Raw genomic sequence first — 18,951 nt, 5'->3', positions numbered from 1 at the left:
CACATCCGGACAGGCGAATCTGAACGAGGAGAGCATCATGGGCAAGATCTGGATCGGCATTTCCGGCTGGCGCTATGCGCCGTGGCGCGGCAGTTTCTATCCCGAGGGGCTGCGTCAGGACGACGAACTGCACTACGCCTCGCGGGTACTGCCGAGCATCGAACTCAATGGCTCCTTCTACGCCCTGCAGCGCCCGGAAAGCTACCAGCGCTGGTATGAAGTCACGCCGCCCGGCTTCCTCTTCAGCCACAAAGGCAATCGCTTCATCACGCACACCCGCCGCCTGCAGGATATTGATGGTGCGCTGGCCAACGTCTTCGCCTCAGGCGTACTGAACCTGAAAGAAAAGCTCGGCCCCTTCCTGTGGCAATTCCCGCCCAGCTTCCGCTATGAGCCGGAGCCGCTGGAACACTTCCTGAGCCTGCTGCCGCACGATACCGAGGCGGCGCAGCGGCTGGCGCGTGGTCATGAGCCGCGCATGGAGGGCAGGGTGGCGCTGGACATCGACCGCAAGCGCAAGCTGCGCCACGCCATGGAGATCCGCCATGACAGCTTCGTGGATGAATCCTTCATCAAGCTGCTGCGCAAGTACAAGGTCGCGCTGGTGATCGCGGATGCGCCCAAGAAGTGGCCCTATCAGGAGGACGTGACAGCCGATTTCATGTACCTGCGCCTGCATGGCGACAAGCGCCTGTACCAAAGCGGCTACAGCGATGAAGCCATCGACGCCTGGGCCGAACGCATCCTGGCCTGGGCCAGCGGCGGTCAGCCGGAGGATGGGCCGCGCATTTCCGGGCGCGCGCCGCGCAAGCGGGCCAGCCGCGACATTTACTGTTATTTTGATAACGATATGAAGGTCAAGGCGCCCTTTGACGCGCGCCGCCTGATCGACCGCCTGGGCCTGAAGCTGGACTTGCCGCCTCCCGGCCGCATGCTCGATGAGGATCAATGAGGTGAACTGGCGCGAGGAGCGGCTATAATATCGCCCCTGATGCGGACAAAATGGGCTGCAATATCAGTGACTTAGTGAAGTTTGCTGAATTGCTGAAGCCCGCCGCGTGAATTCATCCCGGTGCGGCCATGCGCCTGCCTTTCGCCTTCATATCGTGACTTACAGCATCAAAGAAATCTTCTATACCTTGCAGGGCGAGGGCGCGCACGCCGGCCGTCCGGCGGTGTTCTGCCGCTTTTCGGGCTGCAACCTCTGGACCGGCCGCGAGGAAGACCGCGCCCGCGCCATCTGCCAGTTCTGCGATACCGATTTCGTCGGCACCGATGGCGAGAACGGCGGCAAGTTCAAGTCGGCGGCTGAGCTGGCCGAGAAGATCAACAGCTTCTGGCCGGCCCGCCATGCCGCCAGCAAATACGTCGTCTTCACCGGCGGCGAGCCCCTGCTGCAACTGGATACGGCCCTGATCGAGGCCATGCATGCGGTCGGCTTTGAAATCGCCATCGAGACCAATGGCACCATCGAGGTGCCGCAGGGCGTGGACTGGATCTGCGTGAGCCCCAAGATGGGCTCGGAGCTGAAGGTCAAACGCGGCAGCGAACTCAAAGTGGTGGTGCCGCAGCCCGGCCAGCCGCTGGACGAATACGAAAAACTGGATTTCCAGCACTTCCTGCTGCAACCGATGGACGGCCTGCAGGCAGCGGCCAATACCCGCCTGGCCATCGAGATGGTCAAGAACAACCCCAAGTGGAAACTGAGCATCCAGACCCACAAGCTGCTCAATATTCCCTGACCGATTTTTTGCTTTTTTCTTCATGCGGCGCTGCGCCGCGTGATTACAATGGCTTCACCCGGCCTGCTGCACGGCTTGTGCGGCGGCCATCCTCGAAGAAACATTCATGCTCACCATTACCCGCAAACTCGAATTCGACGCCGGCCACCGCATTCCGGACCACAAGAGCCAGTGCCGCAACCTGCACGGCCACCGCTATACGCTGGAAATCACCCTGACCGGCGCGGTCATCGACATCGAGGGCAATTCCGACAACGGCATGATCATGGACTTCTCCGACATCAAGGCCCTGGCCAAGGAGCACCTGGTCGATGTCTGGGACCATGCCTTCCTGGTCTATGAAAAGGACGCGCCGGTACGCGACTTCCTGGCCAGCCTGCCGGGCCACAAGACGGTCATCATCGGCAGCATCCCGACGGTCGAAAACCTGGCCCGCGAAGCCTTCGCCATCCTCAAGGCGGCTTACAAGGACCGCTACGGCACCGGCCTGCACCTGCAGAAGCTGGTGCTGCACGAAACGCCCAACTGCTGGGCCGAGATCACGGCCGACTGATGGACGGCGCTGTCCTCCCGCAAGCCATTACCGAGGCCGACCTGCGCCACATGCGCGCCGCGCTCGACCAGGCCAACAATGCCTGGGCGCTGGGCGAGGTGCCGGTGGGTGCGGTGGTGGTCAAGGATGGCGTGGTCATCGCCACCGGCTTCAACCAGCCCATCGGCAAGCACGATCCGACCGCCCATGCGGAGATCATGGCGCTGCGCCGGGCGGCCGAGAAGCTGGGCAACTATCGCCTGCCCGGATGTGAACTCTACGTCACGCTGGAACCCTGCGTGATGTGTTCCGGCGCCATGATGCACGCCCGCCTGGCGCGCGTGGTGTATGGCGCGGCCGATCCCAAGACCGGTGCGTGCGGCTCGGTGGTGAACTTGTTTGAGCAAGACAAGCTGAACCATCACACCGAACTGCTGGGCGGCGTGATGGCCGAGGAATGTGGCCAGTTACTGAAAGAATTCTTCGCCATGCGCCGCGAACAAGTGAAGCAGCAACGCCTGCTGGACGCCGCCACGCAAGGCGATGCACAAGCATCAGGTGAACCAACATGACGATGACAACTGCTGGCCGTGAATTGCTGGAAGGACTGGTCCCGCCGGGAACGGGGGTGGCCATTGTGGCACCGTGTGGCCATGCCGGGCTGGACCCGGCCGGTGTGCAGCGTGGCGTGGCCTTGCTGGAATCGCTGGGCTGCCGGGTACGCAATTTCTATGACCATGCCCGGCGCTACCAGCGCTTCGGCGCCACCGATGAGCAGCGCGCGGCGCAACTGATGGAAGCGGCGGCCGACCCGGAAATCGAGGTCATCATGGGGCTGCGTGGCTCCTACGGCATGAGCCGTATCCTGCCCGCGCTGGATATTGCTGCGCTCGCGGCCAGTGGCAAGCTGCTGGTGGGCTACAGCGATTTCACGGCCCTGCAGTGCTGCCTGCTGGCGCAATCCGGCTATGCCGGTTTCCAGGGGCCGATGCTCTCCGGTGACTTTGGTGCCGAATCGCCCAATTGGGCAGCGCTGGCGACCTTGTGGCGCACGCTGACTTCATCGCAGGTGGTGGTCCACAACTATGACGGCCAGGCAGGTGCAGATCGCGCCCCCAATGGAGACCGCCGTACCGATCCGCTCAGTCCGGTGCTGCAGTGCTCGGGCAAGCTGTGGGGCGGCAATCTGGCGATGATGGCGCATATGGTTGGCCATCCGCAGTTTCCCCCGATTGAAGGTGGGATTCTTTTCCTGGAGGATGTGAATGAACATCCCTTCCGCGTGGAACGCATGATCCTGCAGCTGGAACAGTCTGGCGTGCTGGCCAGGCAGAAGGCCATCCTGCTGGGCGACTTCTCGGCCTACCGCCTGGCCGAGATCGACAACGGCTACGATTTCACGGAAATGCTGGCCTTCCTGCGCCAGCGCATCGCCACCCCCATCGTGACCGGCCTGCCTTTCGGCCATGTGCGCGATCTGGTGACGCTGCCGCTGGGCGCGCACGCGGCGCTCGATGCCCGCGGTGCAGAAGGCTTCACCCTGACCCTCTCGGATTATCCGACCCTGGCCCGGCGCTGAGACTGCAGGCGGCCCGGCGGGCTGCCTGCGTGCTCAGTGAATTAAACGTCACTTCTCCTTGATGTCGACCTTGACCGCGTCCTGTTCGACCGTGATCTTGCCGGGCTCGAAGGTCTTGCCGTTCATCTGCAGCTGTTCAGGCGTGAAGGTGTAGAGCGCGTAGTCGCGCAGGAACTGGTCGGCGGCCGCATTGCCCAGGGTGGTCAGCTGCTGCGCGTATTGCGGCGGCAGGTCGGTGCTGTCGACCTTGTCCACCTTGGGCGCATCCAATCGCAGCGAGCGCGTGGCCGGGTCGTACTTGAAGGCGCTGCTCAGGGTCAGCACCGCATTGACCGGGCGCTGCAGCAGCAGGGGATTGGCAATCTGGGCGTCCACCACGGTATTCATGCGGTTTTCCGACGGCAGCATGCCCAGGCGCGGGTTGCTGAAGGTCACGTCGAAGATGTCCATGTAGCGCATCTTGCGCGGGAATTGCGGGGTAATGGCGGTCTGCAGTTGCTGTCTGGAGACGGTGTATTCATTGGTCCAGATGTTGTAGCCGGGCTCGGCCGCGTGCGCCGGCAGCAGGGGCGGCGTGGATACGGCCAGGAGGGCGATGGCGGAGAGGATGGCTCGCTTCATGCTTGCGGTTTCCAGAGTGACAAAATGGGTCAGAGCGCGCCCAAGGGCGTAAAAATCCCGGGAATTGTAAGCCAGCGCTGCAGATGAGCAACGCAAACATTGAAATTTGGCAAGATTTTGGCGGTGCGCCGCCACCGCAACACAAGCCGCATCAGGCGTGCAGTGGTAAAATGCCCGGTTTCGCGCGCCAGGGGTTCGTTGTTGACAGGCGTACGCAAGTTACATTTTTGAAAAGGTTTTCGCAGTGCTATCCACCGCAAACATCACCATGCAGTTCGGCGCCAAGCCGTTGTTCGAGAACATTTCCGTCAAGTTCGGCGATGGCAATCGCTACGGCCTGATCGGCGCCAATGGCTGCGGCAAATCCACCTTCATGAAGATCCTGGGCGGCGACCTGGAGCCGTCGGGCGGCAACGTCAGCCTGGACGTGAACGAGCGCCTGGGTAAATTGCGCCAGGACCAGTTCGCCTATGAAGAAATGCGCGTGCTGGATGTGGTCATGATGGGCCACGTGGAGATGTGGGCGGCCATGTCCGAACGCGATGCAATCTATGCCAATCCGGATGCCACCGACGACGACTACATGAAGGCCGCCGACCTGGAAGCCAAGTTCGCCGAATACGACGGCTACACCGCTGAAGCGCGTGCCGGCGAGCTGCTGCTGGGCGTGGGCGTGCCCATCGAACAGCACACCGGCCCGATGAGCAATGTCGCACCCGGCTGGAAGCTGCGCGTGCTGCTGGCCCAGGCCCTGTTCTCCAACCCGGACATCCTGCTGCTGGACGAACCGACCAACAACCTGGACATCGACACCATCCGCTGGCTGGAAGAAGTGCTCAACGAGCGCAATTCCACCATGATCATCATTTCCCACGATCGCCACTTCCTGAACCAGGTCTGTACCCACATGGCCGACATGGATTACGGCACGCTGAAGATCTATCCCGGCAACTATGACGATTACATGCTGGCGTCATCGCAAGCGCGGGCGCAGCAGTTGGCCGTCAACGCCAAGGCCAAGGAAAAAGTGGCCGAACTGCAGGACTTCGTGCGCCGCTTCTCGGCCAACAAGTCCAAGGCCCGCCAGGCGACCTCGCGCGCCAAGCAGATCGACAAGATCAAGGTCGAGGACATCAAGCCGTCCTCGCGCGTGAATCCCTTCGTCCGCTTTGAAGGCGAAAAGAAGCTGCACCGCCTGGCCGTGGAAACCCAAAGCATCACCAAGACCTACGACCGCGACATTTTCAAGAACTTCAGCATCATGGTTGAAGCCGGCGAGAAGATTGCCATCATCGGCGCCAACGGCGCCGGTAAAACCACTCTGCTGCGCAGCATCGGCGGCGACGTGACCGGCCTGCATCCGGATTCGGGCGAGGTGAAGTGGGCAGAAAACGCCAACGTCGGCTATATGCCCCAGGATCCGACCGAGGAATTCGCCGGTGGCGAGACCCTGACCGACTGGATGGGTAAATGGACCCAGGAAGGCGATGATGACCAGGCCGTGCGCGGCATTCTGGGGCGTCTGCTGTTCTCGGGCGACGATGTGAAGAAATCGGTGAAGGTGCTCTCCGGTGGCGAAAAGGGCCGCATGATGTACGGCAAGCTGATGCTGGGCCGCCACAACGTGCTGCTGATGGATGAACCGACCAACCACATGGATATGGAATCCATCGAGTCGCTCAACATCGCGCTGGAAAAGTACGCTGGTACCCTGATTTTCGTCTCGCACGACCGTGAATTCGTGTCCTCGCTTGCCACCCGCATCCTCGAAGTGAAGAACGGCCAGGTAATCGACTTCCAGGGCGGCTACGAAGACTACCTGGCCAGCCAGGGCATCGAATAATTCCCCCAACCGCATCAGCACAGCATTGTTGACCGCCATGCAAGCAACAGCAACCAAGGTCGTCGAATTCGAGCGACCGCAAATGGAGACCGGCGGCAGTTGTACCGCCAATGCGTGGGCCAAGGTACCGGCCACGCCCAGCCCCGAGGAACGCGCGCAATTGAAGGCGCGCATCCGCCAGCTGCTCAAGGAAAAGCAGGCGGTGCTGGTGGCGCACTACTACGTCGATGGCGACCTGCAGGACCTGGCCGAGGAAACCGGCGGCTGCGTCTCGGATTCCTTGGAAATGGCGCGTTTCGGCCGTGATCATGCCGCGCGGACCCTGGTTGTGGCCGGTGTGCGCTTCATGGGCGAGACCGCCAAGATCCTCAGTCCCGAAAAACGCATTCTCATGCCGGACCTGGACGCGACCTGCTCGCTGGACCTGGGTTGCCCGGCCGACGAGTTCGCCGCCTTCTGCGACCAGCATCCGGACCGCACCGTGGTGGTCTATGCCAATACCAGCGCGGCCGTGAAGGCCCGTGCCGACTGGATGGTGACTTCCGGCATTGGTCTTGAGATCGTCCAGCACCTGCATGAGCAAGGCAAGAAGATCCTGTGGGCACCGGACAAGCACCTGGGCAGCTACATCCAGAAGCAGACCGGCGCCGACATGCTGTTGTGGCAGGGTTCCTGCCTGGTGCATGACGAATTCAAGGGCATCGAGCTGGAACTGATGCGCGCTGAAAATCCGGACGCGCTGGTGCTGGTGCACCCGGAGTCGCCCGAAGCGGTGGTAGCGCAGGCCGATGTGATCGGGTCGACCTCGCAGCTGATCGCGGCGGTGCAATCGTCCGATGCGCCGGCTTTCATCGTGGCCACTGACAATGGCATCCTGCACAAGATGCGCGCAGCGGCTCCTGGCAAGCGTTTCATCGATGCCCCCACCGCCGGCAACAGCGCCACCTGCAAGAGCTGCGCGCATTGCCCGTGGATGGCCATGAATGGCTTGCAGAACCTGCTGCACGTGCTGGAAACCGGCGCCAATGAAATCCACGTCGATCCGGTCATCGGCCAGCAGGCCGTAGTCTGCATCGACCGCATGCTGGACTTCGCCGCCCAGCGCAAGACCAAGGTCCGCCCGTCGGCGCGCCTTGAAGACGAACAGCAACTGTTTGCAGGAATCGGCCCCGCATGACGCTCCACGCCCTCAAGACTGCCTCGACCATCGCGGCCAGCAACCTGCGCAATCCCTTCGGTCCTTTCGATGCCGCGCTGCATGCGGCTTTCGACGCCAACGTCAACCAGGCCATCGCCGAAGATGTGGGCGACTGCGACTACACGGGCCTGTTGGTGCCGGAAAACGAATTCGTGAAGGCCCGCGTCATTGTGCGCGAAGCCGCCGTGCTGTGCGGTGCGCCCTGGTTCGAGGCGGTGATGACCCGGCTCGATCCGCGCCTGCAGGTCAGCTGGAGCTACGCCGAAGGCGACCTGATGGCAGCCGACAGCGAGGTCTGCACCATCGAAGGCCCGGCCCGTGCCCTGCTGACCGCCGAGCGCGGCGCGCTCAATTTCCTGCAGCTGCTTTCTGGCGTGGCCAGCGCTACCCGGCGTTACGTGGACGTAGTGCAGGGCACGCGCGCCGCCATTCTCGATACCCGCAAGACCTTGCCTGGCCTGCGCCTGGCGCAGAAATACGCGGTGCGCGTGGGCGGTGGCGCCAATCAGCGGCTGGCGCTGTATGACGGCATCCTCATCAAGGAAAACCACATCGCGGCCGCCGGTGGTATTACAGCGGCCGTGGCAGCCGCGCTGAAGCTCAACGCAGGCGTGACCATCCAGGTCGAGGTGGAAAGCATTGCCGAGCTCAATGAAGCCCTGCAGGCCGGCGCTGAGTCGATCCTGCTGGACAATTTCTCGCTGGACATGATGCGCGAGGCCGTAGCCGTCAATGCGGGCCGCGCTTTGCTCGAAGCCTCCGGCGGCATCAACATGCAGACCGTGCGCGCCATTGCCGAAACCGGCGTGGATCGCATCTCCATCGGCAGCCTCACCAAGGATATCCAGGCGACCGATTTTTCCCTGCGCGTGATCGGCTGACCGGCGGATCCCACCCCTGCATCGGCCTGGCGCAGCGGCTTGCGCCAGGCTTCATTTTTTTCCGGCACTGAGTGCAGGAACGTATCCCGGTTTTCCCCTTCCAACGCCAGATGCCAGCGACAATGGTTCGCCGGCGACGACGATAAACACAGGGGGAGCCCATGAAAACCTTTCACTGCGACAATTGCAGCGCGCAAGTCTTCTTTGAAAACACCGTATGTGGCAATTGCGGCTGGATGCTGGGTTATCAGCCCCAATTGCAGGCCATTGCCAGCTTTTCGCCGCTGGAGCCGGCAGCCGCGCCGACGCCGGATGCCGCCGCCGCTCCTGAAGCCGGGCCGGGACGCTGGCGCAGCGTCAAGCCGCAGAACGAGGGGCTGGTGTTCAAGCAGTGCGTCAACTACTGGCGCGAGAACATCTGCAACTGGATGCTCGATGAGCGCGAGCCGCACGAGCTGTGTGCCTCCTGCCGCCTCACGCGCGTCATTCCCAATCTCGACGAAGGCAACAACCGGGTGCTGTGGAGCCGCCTGGAGACGGCCAAGCGGCGCCTGCTGCATTCTCTCTGGACCTTGCAATTGCAGCCGGTACCGAAGATGGAAGATGAAGAAGCCGGCCTGGCCTTCGAATTCCTGCAAGACCTTCCGCATGGCGAGCGGGTGCTGACCGGGCATGCCGATGGCGTCATCACCATCAACATTGCCGAAGCCGATCCCGCCTACCGCGAACAGGCGCGCGAGCAGATGGCCGAGCCGTATCGCACGTTGCTGGGGCATTTCCGCCATGAAAGCGGCCATTATTATTTCGACCGGCTGGTGGCGCCCACCGGGTGGATCACGCCATTCCGGGAGAAATTCGGTGACGAGCGCCAGGACTATGGCGAAGCGCTCAAGGTCCATTACGAGAATGGCCCGCGTCCGGACTGGGAAGAAAACTTCGTCAGTGCCTATGCCAGCAGCCACCCCTGGGAAGACTGGGCGGAGACCTGGGCCCATTATCTTCATATGTTCGATACGCTGGAGACGGCCTATGCCTGTGGCGTGCAATTGCGGCCGCGCCATGAGGGCGAGCAGAAGCTGGTCATCAAGGCGCCGCCGGTAGCAGCCGGTTCCTTTGATGAGCTGGCCAGGGAATGGTTTGCGCTGACCTATGTGCTCAACAGCCTCAATCGCAGCATCGGCATGCCGGATTCCTATCCCTTCACCTTGTCCACGCCGGTACTGCAGAAGCTGCGCTTCGTGCATGAAGTGGTCAATGGCGGCGCACCGTCTTGAGGCTCGCAGGATTTCGATTGTTGCTTGTTGATTGAAGGGGGCAGGGAGTCATTCTCCCTGCAGCGACTCGAAGCGGCTCATCAATTCCAGCGGTAGAGCTGGCAAGGAGAGTTGCATGGGGCGTCCCTTCATCGTCGTCGGCGACAAGACCAGCCATGGTGGCACGGTCATTTCCGGCGATCAGACCTTTCTCGTTCATGGCAAGGCCGTCGCGCGGGTCGGCGACCTGACCAGCTGTCCCCAATGCAAAGGGACATTTCCCATCACATCCGGTGCGGGCGACATGAAGTCCATGGGCCAGGCACCGGCGCGTGACGGCGACCGCACGGCGTGTGGCGCCACGCTCATCGCCAGCCAAGGGGTGGCCACGCATTCGGAAGGAAAAACGGCAGCTCAGGCGGCCCCTTCCGGCACGGCTGCCAGCGCGGACAGAGAGCCTGTCCCGCCCGCGGCCTCGTCGCCTTCCTCGATTTGCCTGCCTTGTCTGGCTGCTGCCGCACAGTCTGGCCAGACCTTGTTGGTGCGCGCATGAGAACCCCATTGCCGCATGGCCGGATCAAGCCCCTGCCGCAGCCGCTGGCGGGAGAGCAACTGCATGTACTCGTCGATGGAGTCCATTTTGCCGATATGAATTTTTCGGTCCGCCTGGCTGAGCAGCCCGGTGCAACGAGTCTGTTCGCGGGCACGGAAGAAGAATCCTTGATGGAGGGCGGTCCCTGGTTGCTGGCCGTGCAGCGGCAGTCCTATGCACTTTGCCGCCAGTTGATCGCGCTGGAGCGGAGCCGGGCAGCGGTTTCCTGGATTTATGCAGCATTCGACACGGCCGCGCTTGCCGCGCACTTGCAAGCGCGCCTGAACCTGCGCCTGCCGGATGGCCGCTCGGCCCTGCTGCGATTCTGGGATCCGCGCGTGCTGGCGACGCTGGCGCGGCGGCTGGATGAAGCGCAACGTATCGCGTTCTTTCATTCAATCCGGCAATGGCATTTCGTGGTGGACGGCCGTCCGGTTCACATAGGGCGCGACCATGCTTGAACTCACGTCCGAACAATACCGGCAGTTCCTGCACATCGATACCCAGCACTTCATAGCCGCTGCTGCCGACCAGTATCTTGCGCAGCATCAGGACATGCGCAGCGATCCCGGCCGGAATGCGGTGATCGAGCGCATGCGCATCACCTATGAACGAGGCCGCTCGATGGGGTTCACCTCGACGTCCCATCTGCTGTACATGATGACCCTGGAGGCCGGTGCACCGGGTCTTTTTGGGGATGAGCTGATTCGCCACTACCTCAGCATGCCGGGGGCGACACCGGAGCAGCGGCTCGATGACTTCGACGCCATCCTGGCCAACGAATTGCAACGGATGAAGGAGGAAAAATAATGGCAGCCATTGCCGTTCAAGTCGGGCGCGCGGCGGCGCAACGCGCGGTGCCCGTGATCAAGCGTTGGTTGCCTCGTGCTGCCGGCGGCATAGGGGGTGTGGTGGTGGGGGAGCAAATCGAGGATCGCAGAAGCGAAGCGGACAAGGCCAAAGATGCGCCGCTGGCCAAGGCCGAGGTGGACGCGGCTGCGCGCGAGAAGTGCCGGGATTGTCCGCCCCTGGCGGGGCATGAGATCACCAAGAATTTCAAGGAACACAAATCATGGATGGATTATCAGGCGCGCGTTACTGGCATGCGTGCCGGGCCGCTGTTTTTGACGGAGTGGAAGTACGAGGGCCGGGAGTTTGATGGATTCAAGGCGACCGAATGTTTGTTGATGGATGCAAAGGCTGGATATGACCAGTTTTTTGTCGCCCCGAATCAGTTCAAGTACCACTTCCAACGCGAAATCATGAGCGACATGGTTGAGAAGGCTCGAAAGCAGCACGAAGTTGCGCTGCCTCGCCCGCCGGTGCAATTGAGATGGTACTTCCAAGAGCCCTTGTCTTTCCAATACATGGCGCCCTTGATCGCCCAGATTTCTCCGACCATTCAAACCATTCACCTTCCTTGAATCCAGATCAAGCATCATGAAACCTTTTGACATGCAAATATTCTTGCCTGCTCCTGTCGTTGCACAGGACCTGACGCAACGAATGGGAACAATCCATGAATTTGTCCGGAGCTTGGCTGAACAAGATGGGAATTTGCGACCACAGAACTGGTTATTGGCAACAGGCGATATGGAGGGGTCCTTCCGTTATCCTGCGTTCGATGGGGAAAAAGCTTCCTCGGCCCTGATTGCGGTTTATCGCGAGCGCTACCGAGGGGAGCCTGCTTCATCCTGCCGCCATGTGACGCTCTGGAATGGAGAAATGGAAGCAGGGCGTGGTGCCAGTATTGCCTATCAGTTTAATCACGCTGATGGGGCACCGGAAATCATCTCTCTGTCCGTCCAGGATATGTCCGTCTGGGCTGTGGCTACAGTGGTTGAAACTATTGAAAAGGTAGTTCAGCTTTTTGCGCCGAAAGTACTGTTTGTCCAGCCTGCCCGGTATCGCCCGGTGTTTCGGGACAAGCCCGGAGTCGGCTGGATGCTTTACCTGCCGAGGCAACTCTCGGCCAGGCAAGTCCCCGAAGCTGCCCGACTGGAGCCCGTGCACGACGCTGCCGGCCAACTGATGGGCACGATCATCATCAGCGTCGCCGATACGATCTTCGACATCGATAACCCCGCTCACGTACGCCTCGCCCATGACATCGAGGTCAGGCTGACGGATCAGAACTTGCTGCCACGCTATCCGGATCTGCTGATCTGACGGGAGGCTGGTAAATCGCCCAATAAAAAACCCGGAAGTTTCCTTCCGGGTTTTTAATCATGGGGCGCTCAGCAGGATTCAGTCATCACGCCCTTCCAGCGCACGGTTCAAGCTCAGCGCAGCCAGAGAACCCACAGCGCCGGACAGCAGGTAGAAGCTCACGTAGGCCATGCCGAAGTGCGCAGACAAGCCCAGCGCCACCAGCGGTGCGAAACCGGCGCCGACCAGCCAGGCCAGGTCTGAAGTCAGGGCCGCGCCAGTGTAGCGATAGCGGGCCTTGAAGTTGGCCGTCACGGCACCGGCAGCCTGGCCATAAGACAAGCCCAGGAGCGCAAAGCCGATCAGGATGAAGGCGTTCTGGCCGGACTCACCACCATTCATCAAGCTCGGGACGAAGGCCGACAGGATCGCGATCAGCAGTGCCATCGAACCCAGGGTATTGCGGCGGCCGAAACGGTCCGCAACCAGACCCGAGACGACGATGCCGACTGCCATGATCAGGCCGCCCCAGATCTGGATCACCAGGAAATCCGACGCTTCACGCAGCGAATACAACTTGATCCACGACAGCGGGAACACCGTCACCAGGTGGAACAGCGCATAGCTGGCCAGGGCGGCGAGGGCGCCGATGATGATGTTGCGGCCTTGGGTGGTGGCCAGCTCAACCACGCCGGCCGGCTCCAGTTCGCGCTCATCGAGCAGCTTGGCGTATTCCGGTGCCGACACCAGGCGCAGGCGCGAGAACAGCGCCACCACGTTGATGGCAAAGGCCACATAGAAGGGGAAACGCCAGCCCCATTCAAGGAAGTCGGCCGTGGTCAGCGTGGCCAGCATGTAAGCAAACAGGCTGGCAGCGATCACGAAGCCCAGCGGCGCACCCAGCTGGCCCAGCGCGGCATACCAGCCGCGCTTGTTGGGCGGGGCGTTCATCGCCAGCAGCGAAGGCAGGCCGTCCCACGCACCGCCCAGCGCCACCCCTTGACCAACCCGCAAGAGCGAGAGCAAGATGATGGCCCACACACCAATGTGTTCGTAAGTTGGCAATAACGCAATGCCCGCAGTCGAAAAGCCGAGCATGAACAACGCCAGCGTCAGTTTTACCTCTCGGCCGTAGTGCTTTTGAATCGCCATGAAGATCGTGGTCCCGATGGGGCGGGCCAGGAAGGCGAAGGCAAAGATCACGAAGGCGTAGAGCGTGCCTTCCAGTTTCGGTTCGTTGGGAAAGAAGACCGCCGGGAACACCAGCACCGAAGCCAGTGCATAAACGAAGAAGTCGAAGTATTCGGACGCGCGTCCGATCACCACGCCCACCGCGATCTCACCGGGTTCGATCGTGCCGTGCTCGTGGTGAGTGGAAGGATTGCTGGATTGAGGCCGGAGTTGACCGGAACCTTCACCATTGTGGATGCTGGTGCTTGCCATGGCTTTGTCTCCCACTGTTAGAGGTTTAGTCGCAGTACGTGCTACAAGTCCCAACCTGGCAGGTGGCAGCTAACAGGGTGGGACAAAACGTCCAATCGCCAACACACTTTATTGGCGTTACATTACCACGCTCTGATACATACGACTGGAATTTTCCTTCATGGTTTCTCAAATCCTCCGTCGCGGATTGCTCCTGCTTCCTGCGCTTCTGTTGGCTGGGTGCAACACCGTCGTGATGAATCCTTCCGGCGACATCGCTAACCAGCAAGCACGCCTGATCGTCATCTCGACCGCGTTGATGCTGCTCATCATCGTCCCGGTGATCATCCTGACGCTGCTGTTCGCATGGCGTTATCGCAAGAGCAACACTTCCGCTCCCTACGAGCCGGACTGGGATCACTCGACCCGCCTGGAACTGGTCATCTGGGGCGCACCCCTGTTGATCATCATCGCCCTGGGCCTGTTGACCTGGATCACCACCCACACCCTGGATCCGTACCGTCCGCTTTCGCGCATCGATGCCGAGCGCCCGCTGTCGCCCCAGGTCAAGCCGCTGGTGGTGGAAGTCGTGGCGCTGGACTGGAAGTGGCTGTTCATCTATCCGGAACAAGGCATCGCTACTGTCAATGAGTTGGCTGCGCCCGTGGATGTTCCCATCCAGTTCAAAATTACTGCCTCCAACGTGATGAATTCCTTCTACATTCCGGCACTGGCAGGCCAGATCTATGCGATGCCGAGCATGGAAACCAAGCTGCACGCCGTCATCAACAAGGCCGGCGAATATGAAGGTTTCTCGGCCAACTACAGCGGTGCGGGCTTCTCGCACATGCGCTTCAAGTTCCACGGCCTGGACCAGGCTGGCTTTGACGCCTGGGTGCAGAAGGCCAAGGCAGGCGCTGGCAAGCTGGACCGTGCCGAATACCTGAAACTGGAACAGCCGAGCGAACGTGAACCTGCCCGCCTCATCGGCAGCGTCGAGCCGGAACTGTTCCACGCCATCGTGAACCGCTGCGTTGCTGCTGACCAGGTTTGCATGGACAAGCTCATGGCCACCGACCTGAACGTGAAACCGGGCCAGCAAAAGGCCGAATGATTTCCTTGCCTGGTAGCCGTATCAGCGCAGCAGAACACCGCTGCGCCCCCATTTCCTTTTTCCCCGGGAAGTAAAGATGTCTGACAATTTTGACCTGATAAAGCTGATCTTCGGTCGTCTCAGTCTGGAAGCGATTCCATACCATGAGCCGATCCTGATCGGTACCTTCGCCATGGTGGCGCTGGGCGGCATAGTAGTACTGGGCCTGCTCACCAAATATCGCCTGTGGGGCATGCTGTGGCGCGACTGGTTCACCAGTATCGACCACAAGCGCATCGGCATCATGTACATCGTGCTGGCCATCGTCATGCTGCTGCGCGGTTTTGCCGATGCGCTCATGATGCGTGCACAGCAGGCCATCGCCTTTGGCGACAACGCCGGCTTCCTGCCGCCGCACCATTATGACCAGGTGTTCACCGCCCACGGCGTGATCATGATCTTCTTCGTGGCCATGCCCCTGGTGACCGGTCTGATGAACTACGTCGTGCCCCTGCAGATCGGTGCACGTGACGTGGCTTTCCCCTTCCTGAACAACTTCAGCTTCTGGATGACCACCTTCGGCGCACTGCTGGTGATGGCCTCGCTGTTCGTGGGCGAATTCGCCCGCACCGGCTGGCTGGCTTACCCGCCGCTGTCGGGCATCCTGTACAGCCCCGACGTGGGGGTGGACTACTACATCTGGGCCTTGCAGGTGGCCGGGGTAGGGACATTGCTATCAGGGATCAACCTGGTGGTGACCATCGTCAAGATGCGCGCCCCCGGCATGAACATGATGAAGATGCCGGTCTTCACCTGGACTTCGCTCTGTACCAACGTCCTGATCGTGGCTGCCTTCCCGGTGCTGACCGCCGTGCTGGCCATGCTGTCGCTGGACCGCGTCTTCGGCACCAACTTCTTCACCAACGACATGGGCGGCAACGCCATGATGTACGTGAACCTGATCTGGATCTGGGGCCACCCCGAGGTCTACATCCTGGTGCTGCCGGCCTTCGGCATCTTCTCTGAAATCGTCTCGACCTTCAGCGGCAAGCGCCTGTTCGGCTACACCTCCATGGTCTACGCGACCGTGGTGATCACCATCCTGTCCTACCTGGTGTGGCTGCACCACTTCTTCACCATGGGTTCGGGCGCGAGCGTAAACTCGTTCTTCGGCATCACCACGATGATCATCTCGATCCCGACCGGTGCGAAGATCTTCAACTGGCTCTTCACGATGTACCGTGGCCGCATCCGCTTTGAAGTCCCGATGCTGTGGACCATCGGCTTCATGGTCACCTTCGTCATCGGTGGCATGACCGGCGTGCTGCTGGCCGTTCCCCCGGCTGACTTCGTGCTGCACAACTCGCTGTTCCTGATCGCCCACTTCCACAACGTCATCATCGGCGGCGTGGTGTTCGGCATGTTCGCCGGCATCAACTTCTGGTTCCCGAAGGCCTTCGGCTTCAAGCTCAACGAATTCTGGGGCAAGTGCTCGTTCTGGTTCTGGCTGGTCGGCTTCTACCTGGCCTTCATGCCCCTGTACGTGCTGGGCCTGATGGGCGTGACCCGCCGCATGAGCCACTTCGATGATCCGTCGCTGCAGATCTGGTTCGTGACCGCTGCCGTCGGTGCCGGCCTGATCGCCCTGGGTATTGGTTCCTTCATCATCCAGATCGCGGTGTCCATCCGCGACCGCAAGAAGTTGGCCGATCTGACCGGCGACCCGTGGAATGGCCGTACCCTGGAATGGTCGACTTCCTCGCCGCCGCCTGCCTACAACTTCGCCTTCACCCCGGTCGTGCATGACAACGACGCCTGGGCTGACATGAAGAAGAACAAGTATCAGCGTCCGCTGGGTGACTTCGTGGAAATCCACATGCCCAAGAACACCGGTGCCGGCTTCATCATCGCTGCGCTGTCGGCAGTGCTGGGCTTCACCCTGATCTGGCACATGTGGCTGCCGGCCGTGGCAACCTTCGTTGTTCTGGTCGTCGCCACCATCATCCACACCTTTAATTACAACCGCGACTACTACATCCCGGCCGACGAAGTCGTCCGTGTCGAAGCAGAGCGCACACGTCTGTTGAATAGCCATGTCTGAAGCAATCAACCACACGGCCGACGCGACGCCTAGCTCGCGCTACTTCGTCCGCCATCACCATCCGGAGAACGGCACCCTGCTGGGCTTCTGGATTTACCTGATGAGCGATTGCCTGATCTTCGCCTGCCTGTTTGCGTGCTACGCCGTCCTGGGCCGCAACTATGCAGGCGGTCCGACCGGCGCCGAGCTGTTCGACCTGCCGCTGGTGGCGCTCAACACCGCGTTGCTGCTGCTGTCGTCGATCACCTACGGTTTCGCCATGCTGGCCATGCAGGCCAAGAAGCAGCAGAACACCATCATCTGGCTGATCATCACGGGTCTGCTGGGTGCCGGCTTCATCTACTTCGAACTGTATGAGTTCCTGCACCTGATCCACGAAGGCGCGGGTCCGTCCCGTAGCGGCTTCCTGACCTCGTTCTTCGCGCTGGTCGGTACCCACGGTCTGCACGTGTCCTTCGGCATCATCTGGCTGATCGTGCTGCTGTTCCAGATCAACAAGCACGGCCTGACCGAAGCCAACGGCCGCCGCCTGATGTGCCTGTCGATGTTCTGGCACTTCCTGGACGTTGTCTGGATCGGCGTCTTCACCTTTGTCTATCTGATGGGAGTCCTGCCATGAGCCGCGGCCACCAAGAACACCCGGCCCGTCCGATGGGCCATCACGACTACCACGGCCACGGTCATGACCATGGTCATGGCGACCACGCCGCCCATGGCACGATGAAGGATTACGTTACCGGCTTCGTGCTGGCCGTGATCCTGACCGCGATCCCGTTCTGGATGGTCATGAACAAGACCATCGCCAGCTCGGCGACCCTGGGCATCGTGCTGCTGGCCCTGGCGGCCGTGCAGATCGTGGTGCACATCCGCTACTTCCTGCACATGAACGGCAAGTCCGAAGGCGGCTGGAACATGCTGGCGATGATCTTCACCATCGTCATCGTGGTCATTACGCTGTCCGGTTCGCTGTGGGTCATGTATCACCTGAACCACAACATGATGCCGACCATGTCGCCGGAAAACATGCCTACCGAAACCGTGCCGCAGTCGATGCAAGGCATGCAGGGCATGCAACACGGCGCAGCCCCATCGAAATGAGCCCGACGCCAAGCAATGGCGTGACGCAAGGCAAAGAAAGCGGGGCGGCGCAAGCCGCCCCGGTATCCCGCACAAAGGCCAGCTTGCTGCTGCTGACGCTTTTGGCGGGATTTTTCTTTCTGGTCTTCGCTGCGCTGGGAACCTGGCAGGTCTATCGCCTGCAATGGAAGCTGGACCTGATCGCCAAGGTCGATGCCCGGGTGCACGCCGCACCGGTGGCGCCGCCCGCTGTGCAGGACTGGCCGAACGTGAGCGCCGAGCGCGATGAATACAAGCGCGTGGCCTTGAGCGGCCGCTACCTGTACAGCAAGACGGTTGCTGTGCAGGCCAGTACCGACCTGGGCAGCGGTGCCTGGCTGCTAACCCCCTTGCAGATGGCCGATGGCAGCTTGGTGCTGATCAATCGCGGCTTCGTGCCGGTCTCGCCGCTCAAGCTGGCGGACACGCAGTTGCCGGATGCGCCAGCGGGGCAGGTGAACGAAGTGAGCGGCCTGTTGCGCATGAGCGAGCAGGGCGGCGGCTTCCTGCGCAGCAACGACGCGGCTCAGAACCGCTGGTATTCGCGCGATGTGAAAGCGATTGCACAAGCCCGAACTCTGCCAGCAGGGCAGGTGGCTCCTTATTTTGTCGATGCTGACAAATCCTCCTCAGAAGCCAACGCCGCCAGCGCTCCCGATGCGCAGAAGCCCGTCGGCGGCCTTACCGTGATTGCCTTCCACAACAGCCACCTGGTCTATGCCCTGACCTGGTACGCCCTGGCGCTCATGTCGCTGGGTGCGGGCTATTGGGTGATCCGCGACGAACGCCGCTGGCGCCAGCGCATCCAGGATGCGCAAGCCAGGGGCTGA

21 protein-coding genes are annotated in these 18,951 nt (G+C 61.4%); 19 read left to right on the top strand and 2 right to left on the bottom strand.

Annotation, left to right across the window (positions count from 1 at the left end; all coding sequences use genetic code 11):
- Positions 1 to 37 precede the first annotated feature (37 nt).
- The 5 genes from ACLRDN_RS13410 (at position 38) to ldcA (ending at position 3,853) form a co-directional block, all read left to right on the top strand.
- Entirely contained in the window at positions 38 to 952 is a 915-nt protein-coding gene (locus tag ACLRDN_RS13410; RefSeq protein ID WP_413456673.1) for a DUF72 domain-containing protein, read from the top strand.
- A gap of 154 nt (positions 953 to 1,106) precedes the next feature.
- Entirely contained in the window at positions 1,107 to 1,742 is a 636-nt protein-coding gene (gene queE / locus ACLRDN_RS13405; RefSeq protein ID WP_413456672.1) for a 7-carboxy-7-deazaguanine synthase, read from the top strand.
- Positions 1,743 to 1,848: 106 nt separating this feature from the next.
- Positions 1,849 to 2,295, top strand: a complete 447-nt coding sequence (gene queD, locus ACLRDN_RS13400; protein ID WP_034332336.1) for a 6-carboxytetrahydropterin synthase QueD — start codon at positions 1,849 to 1,851, stop codon at positions 2,293 to 2,295.
- Entirely contained in the window at positions 2,295 to 2,846 is a 552-nt protein-coding gene (gene tadA, locus ACLRDN_RS13395; protein ID WP_413456671.1) for a tRNA adenosine(34) deaminase TadA, read from the top strand. Before queD ends, tadA begins: the two co-directional genes overlap by 1 nt.
- A 2-nt stretch (positions 2,847 to 2,848) precedes the next feature.
- The gene (gene ldcA / locus ACLRDN_RS13390; protein ID WP_413460394.1) at positions 2,849 to 3,853 is read left to right on the top strand and encodes a muramoyltetrapeptide carboxypeptidase; all 1,005 of its coding nucleotides are present in this window, start codon (positions 2,849 to 2,851) and stop codon (positions 3,851 to 3,853) included.
- Between the two features lie 48 nt (positions 3,854 to 3,901).
- Here ldcA and ACLRDN_RS13385 read toward each other — a convergent pair whose 3' ends face one another.
- Positions 3,902 to 4,474 carry a DUF1439 domain-containing protein gene (locus ACLRDN_RS13385; protein WP_413456670.1) on the bottom strand — a complete coding sequence of 191 codons (573 nt, stop codon included), beginning with the start codon at positions 4,472 to 4,474 and terminating at the stop codon, positions 3,902 to 3,904.
- 244 nt (positions 4,475 to 4,718) lie between these two features.
- Here ACLRDN_RS13385 and ACLRDN_RS13380 point away from each other — a divergent pair, with 244 nt between their 5' ends.
- From ACLRDN_RS13380 to ACLRDN_RS13340, 9 genes are all read left to right on the top strand, one after another.
- Positions 4,719 to 6,317 (top strand): ABC-F family ATPase, encoded by a 1,599-nt coding sequence (locus tag ACLRDN_RS13380; protein ID WP_084320019.1) that lies wholly within the window; start codon positions 4,719 to 4,721, stop codon positions 6,315 to 6,317.
- Between the two features lie 37 nt (positions 6,318 to 6,354).
- Positions 6,355 to 7,494: a quinolinate synthase NadA gene (gene nadA, locus ACLRDN_RS13375; RefSeq protein WP_413456669.1), complete on the top strand. Its 1,140-nt coding sequence runs from the start codon at positions 6,355 to 6,357 to the stop codon at positions 7,492 to 7,494.
- On the top strand, positions 7,491 to 8,396 hold the full coding sequence (gene nadC / locus ACLRDN_RS13370; RefSeq protein ID WP_413456668.1) for a carboxylating nicotinate-nucleotide diphosphorylase: 906 nt from the start codon (positions 7,491 to 7,493) through the stop codon (positions 8,394 to 8,396). The genes nadA and nadC overlap by 4 nt, the downstream gene beginning before the upstream one ends.
- 161 nt (positions 8,397 to 8,557) lie before the next feature.
- A complete protein-coding gene (locus ACLRDN_RS13365; protein ID WP_413456667.1) occupies positions 8,558 to 9,670 on the top strand; it encodes a putative zinc-binding metallopeptidase in 1,113 nt (370 codons plus the stop codon).
- Positions 9,671 to 9,785: 115 nt separating this feature from the next.
- Positions 9,786 to 10,202, top strand: a complete 417-nt coding sequence (locus tag ACLRDN_RS13360) for a PAAR domain-containing protein (protein WP_413456666.1) — start codon at positions 9,786 to 9,788, stop codon at positions 10,200 to 10,202.
- Positions 10,199 to 10,702, top strand: a complete 504-nt coding sequence (locus ACLRDN_RS13355) for a DUF4123 domain-containing protein (protein ID WP_413456665.1) — start codon at positions 10,199 to 10,201, stop codon at positions 10,700 to 10,702. The genes ACLRDN_RS13360 and ACLRDN_RS13355 overlap by 4 nt, the downstream gene beginning before the upstream one ends.
- Positions 10,695 to 11,051: a hypothetical protein gene (locus tag ACLRDN_RS13350; protein WP_413456664.1), complete on the top strand. Its 357-nt coding sequence runs from the start codon at positions 10,695 to 10,697 to the stop codon at positions 11,049 to 11,051. The genes ACLRDN_RS13355 and ACLRDN_RS13350 overlap by 8 nt, the downstream gene beginning before the upstream one ends.
- On the top strand, positions 11,051 to 11,665 hold the full coding sequence (locus ACLRDN_RS13345; RefSeq protein ID WP_413456663.1) for a Tox-REase-5 domain-containing protein: 615 nt from the start codon (positions 11,051 to 11,053) through the stop codon (positions 11,663 to 11,665). The genes ACLRDN_RS13350 and ACLRDN_RS13345 overlap by 1 nt, the downstream gene beginning before the upstream one ends.
- 16 nt (positions 11,666 to 11,681) lie before the next feature.
- Positions 11,682 to 12,410 carry an Imm52 family immunity protein gene (locus ACLRDN_RS13340; protein WP_413456662.1) on the top strand — a complete coding sequence of 243 codons (729 nt, stop codon included), beginning with the start codon at positions 11,682 to 11,684 and terminating at the stop codon, positions 12,408 to 12,410.
- A 78-nt stretch (positions 12,411 to 12,488) separates the two neighbouring features.
- Here the strand turns inward: ACLRDN_RS13340 and ACLRDN_RS13335 are convergent, their stop codons facing one another.
- Positions 12,489 to 13,832 (bottom strand): MFS transporter, encoded by a 1,344-nt coding sequence (locus tag ACLRDN_RS13335; protein WP_413456661.1) that lies wholly within the window; start codon positions 13,830 to 13,832, stop codon positions 12,489 to 12,491.
- Between the two features lie 160 nt (positions 13,833 to 13,992).
- Here ACLRDN_RS13335 and cyoA point away from each other — a divergent pair, with 160 nt between their 5' ends.
- The 5 genes from cyoA (at position 13,993) to ACLRDN_RS13310 (ending at position 18,951) form a co-directional block, all read left to right on the top strand.
- On the top strand, positions 13,993 to 14,925 hold the full coding sequence (cyoA, locus tag ACLRDN_RS13330; protein ID WP_413456660.1) for a ubiquinol oxidase subunit II: 933 nt from the start codon (positions 13,993 to 13,995) through the stop codon (positions 14,923 to 14,925).
- Between the two features lie 76 nt (positions 14,926 to 15,001).
- Positions 15,002 to 17,005: a cytochrome o ubiquinol oxidase subunit I gene (cyoB, locus tag ACLRDN_RS13325; RefSeq protein ID WP_413456659.1), complete on the top strand. Its 2,004-nt coding sequence runs from the start codon at positions 15,002 to 15,004 to the stop codon at positions 17,003 to 17,005.
- Positions 16,998 to 17,624, top strand: coding sequence for a cytochrome o ubiquinol oxidase subunit III (gene cyoC, locus ACLRDN_RS13320; protein WP_413456658.1), 627 nt, complete (start codon positions 16,998 to 17,000; stop codon positions 17,622 to 17,624). Before cyoB ends, cyoC begins: the two co-directional genes overlap by 8 nt.
- The gene (cyoD, locus tag ACLRDN_RS13315; RefSeq protein ID WP_413456657.1) at positions 17,621 to 18,103 is read left to right on the top strand and encodes a cytochrome o ubiquinol oxidase subunit IV; all 483 of its coding nucleotides are present in this window, start codon (positions 17,621 to 17,623) and stop codon (positions 18,101 to 18,103) included. Before cyoC ends, cyoD begins: the two co-directional genes overlap by 4 nt.
- The gene (locus ACLRDN_RS13310) at positions 18,100 to 18,951 is read left to right on the top strand and encodes an SURF1 family protein (RefSeq protein WP_413456656.1); all 852 of its coding nucleotides are present in this window, start codon (positions 18,100 to 18,102) and stop codon (positions 18,949 to 18,951) included. Before cyoD ends, ACLRDN_RS13310 begins: the two co-directional genes overlap by 4 nt.

Origin of the sequence: Herbaspirillum huttiense (assembly GCF_047300815.1) — a bacterium.
In the GTDB taxonomy this organism is placed as follows: domain Bacteria; phylum Pseudomonadota; class Gammaproteobacteria; order Burkholderiales; family Burkholderiaceae_D; genus Herbaspirillum; species Herbaspirillum huttiense_A.
Note: the sequence above shows the minus strand (reverse complement) of the source record. Positions and strands in the feature narration are given on the sequence as shown.

What these genes read in the sequence shown, in the direction of transcription:
- ACLRDN_RS13410 (WP_413456673.1), top strand. Translation starts at nt 38, where the DNA reads ATGGGCAAGATCTGGATCGGCATTTCCGGCTGGCGCTATGCGCCGTGG.
- queD (WP_034332336.1), top strand. Translation starts at nt 1,849, where the DNA reads ATGCTCACCATTACCCGCAAACTCGAATTCGACGCCGGCCACCGCATT.
- tadA (WP_413456671.1), top strand. Translation starts at nt 2,295, where the DNA reads ATGGACGGCGCTGTCCTCCCGCAAGCCATTACCGAGGCCGACCTGCGC.
- ldcA (WP_413460394.1), top strand. Translation starts at nt 2,849, where the DNA reads ATGACAACTGCTGGCCGTGAATTGCTGGAAGGACTGGTCCCGCCGGGA.
- ACLRDN_RS13385 (WP_413456670.1), bottom strand. Translation starts at nt 4,474, where the DNA reads ATGAAGCGAGCCATCCTCTCCGCCATCGCCCTCCTGGCCGTATCCACG.
- nadA (WP_413456669.1), top strand. Translation starts at nt 6,355, where the DNA reads ATGCAAGCAACAGCAACCAAGGTCGTCGAATTCGAGCGACCGCAAATG.
- nadC (WP_413456668.1), top strand. Translation starts at nt 7,491, where the DNA reads ATGACGCTCCACGCCCTCAAGACTGCCTCGACCATCGCGGCCAGCAAC.
- ACLRDN_RS13365 (WP_413456667.1), top strand. Translation starts at nt 8,558, where the DNA reads ATGAAAACCTTTCACTGCGACAATTGCAGCGCGCAAGTCTTCTTTGAA.
- ACLRDN_RS13360 (WP_413456666.1), top strand. Translation starts at nt 9,786, where the DNA reads ATGGGGCGTCCCTTCATCGTCGTCGGCGACAAGACCAGCCATGGTGGC.
- ACLRDN_RS13355 (WP_413456665.1), top strand. Translation starts at nt 10,199, where the DNA reads ATGAGAACCCCATTGCCGCATGGCCGGATCAAGCCCCTGCCGCAGCCG.
- ACLRDN_RS13350 (WP_413456664.1), top strand. Translation starts at nt 10,695, where the DNA reads ATGCTTGAACTCACGTCCGAACAATACCGGCAGTTCCTGCACATCGAT.
- ACLRDN_RS13345 (WP_413456663.1), top strand. Translation starts at nt 11,051, where the DNA reads ATGGCAGCCATTGCCGTTCAAGTCGGGCGCGCGGCGGCGCAACGCGCG.
- ACLRDN_RS13340 (WP_413456662.1), top strand. Translation starts at nt 11,682, where the DNA reads ATGAAACCTTTTGACATGCAAATATTCTTGCCTGCTCCTGTCGTTGCA.
- ACLRDN_RS13335 (WP_413456661.1), bottom strand. Translation starts at nt 13,832, where the DNA reads ATGGCAAGCACCAGCATCCACAATGGTGAAGGTTCCGGTCAACTCCGG.
- cyoA (WP_413456660.1), top strand. Translation starts at nt 13,993, where the DNA reads ATGGTTTCTCAAATCCTCCGTCGCGGATTGCTCCTGCTTCCTGCGCTT.
- cyoB (WP_413456659.1), top strand. Translation starts at nt 15,002, where the DNA reads ATGTCTGACAATTTTGACCTGATAAAGCTGATCTTCGGTCGTCTCAGT.
- cyoC (WP_413456658.1), top strand. Translation starts at nt 16,998, where the DNA reads ATGTCTGAAGCAATCAACCACACGGCCGACGCGACGCCTAGCTCGCGC.
- cyoD (WP_413456657.1), top strand. Translation starts at nt 17,621, where the DNA reads ATGAGCCGCGGCCACCAAGAACACCCGGCCCGTCCGATGGGCCATCAC.
- ACLRDN_RS13310 (WP_413456656.1), top strand. Translation starts at nt 18,100, where the DNA reads ATGAGCCCGACGCCAAGCAATGGCGTGACGCAAGGCAAAGAAAGCGGG.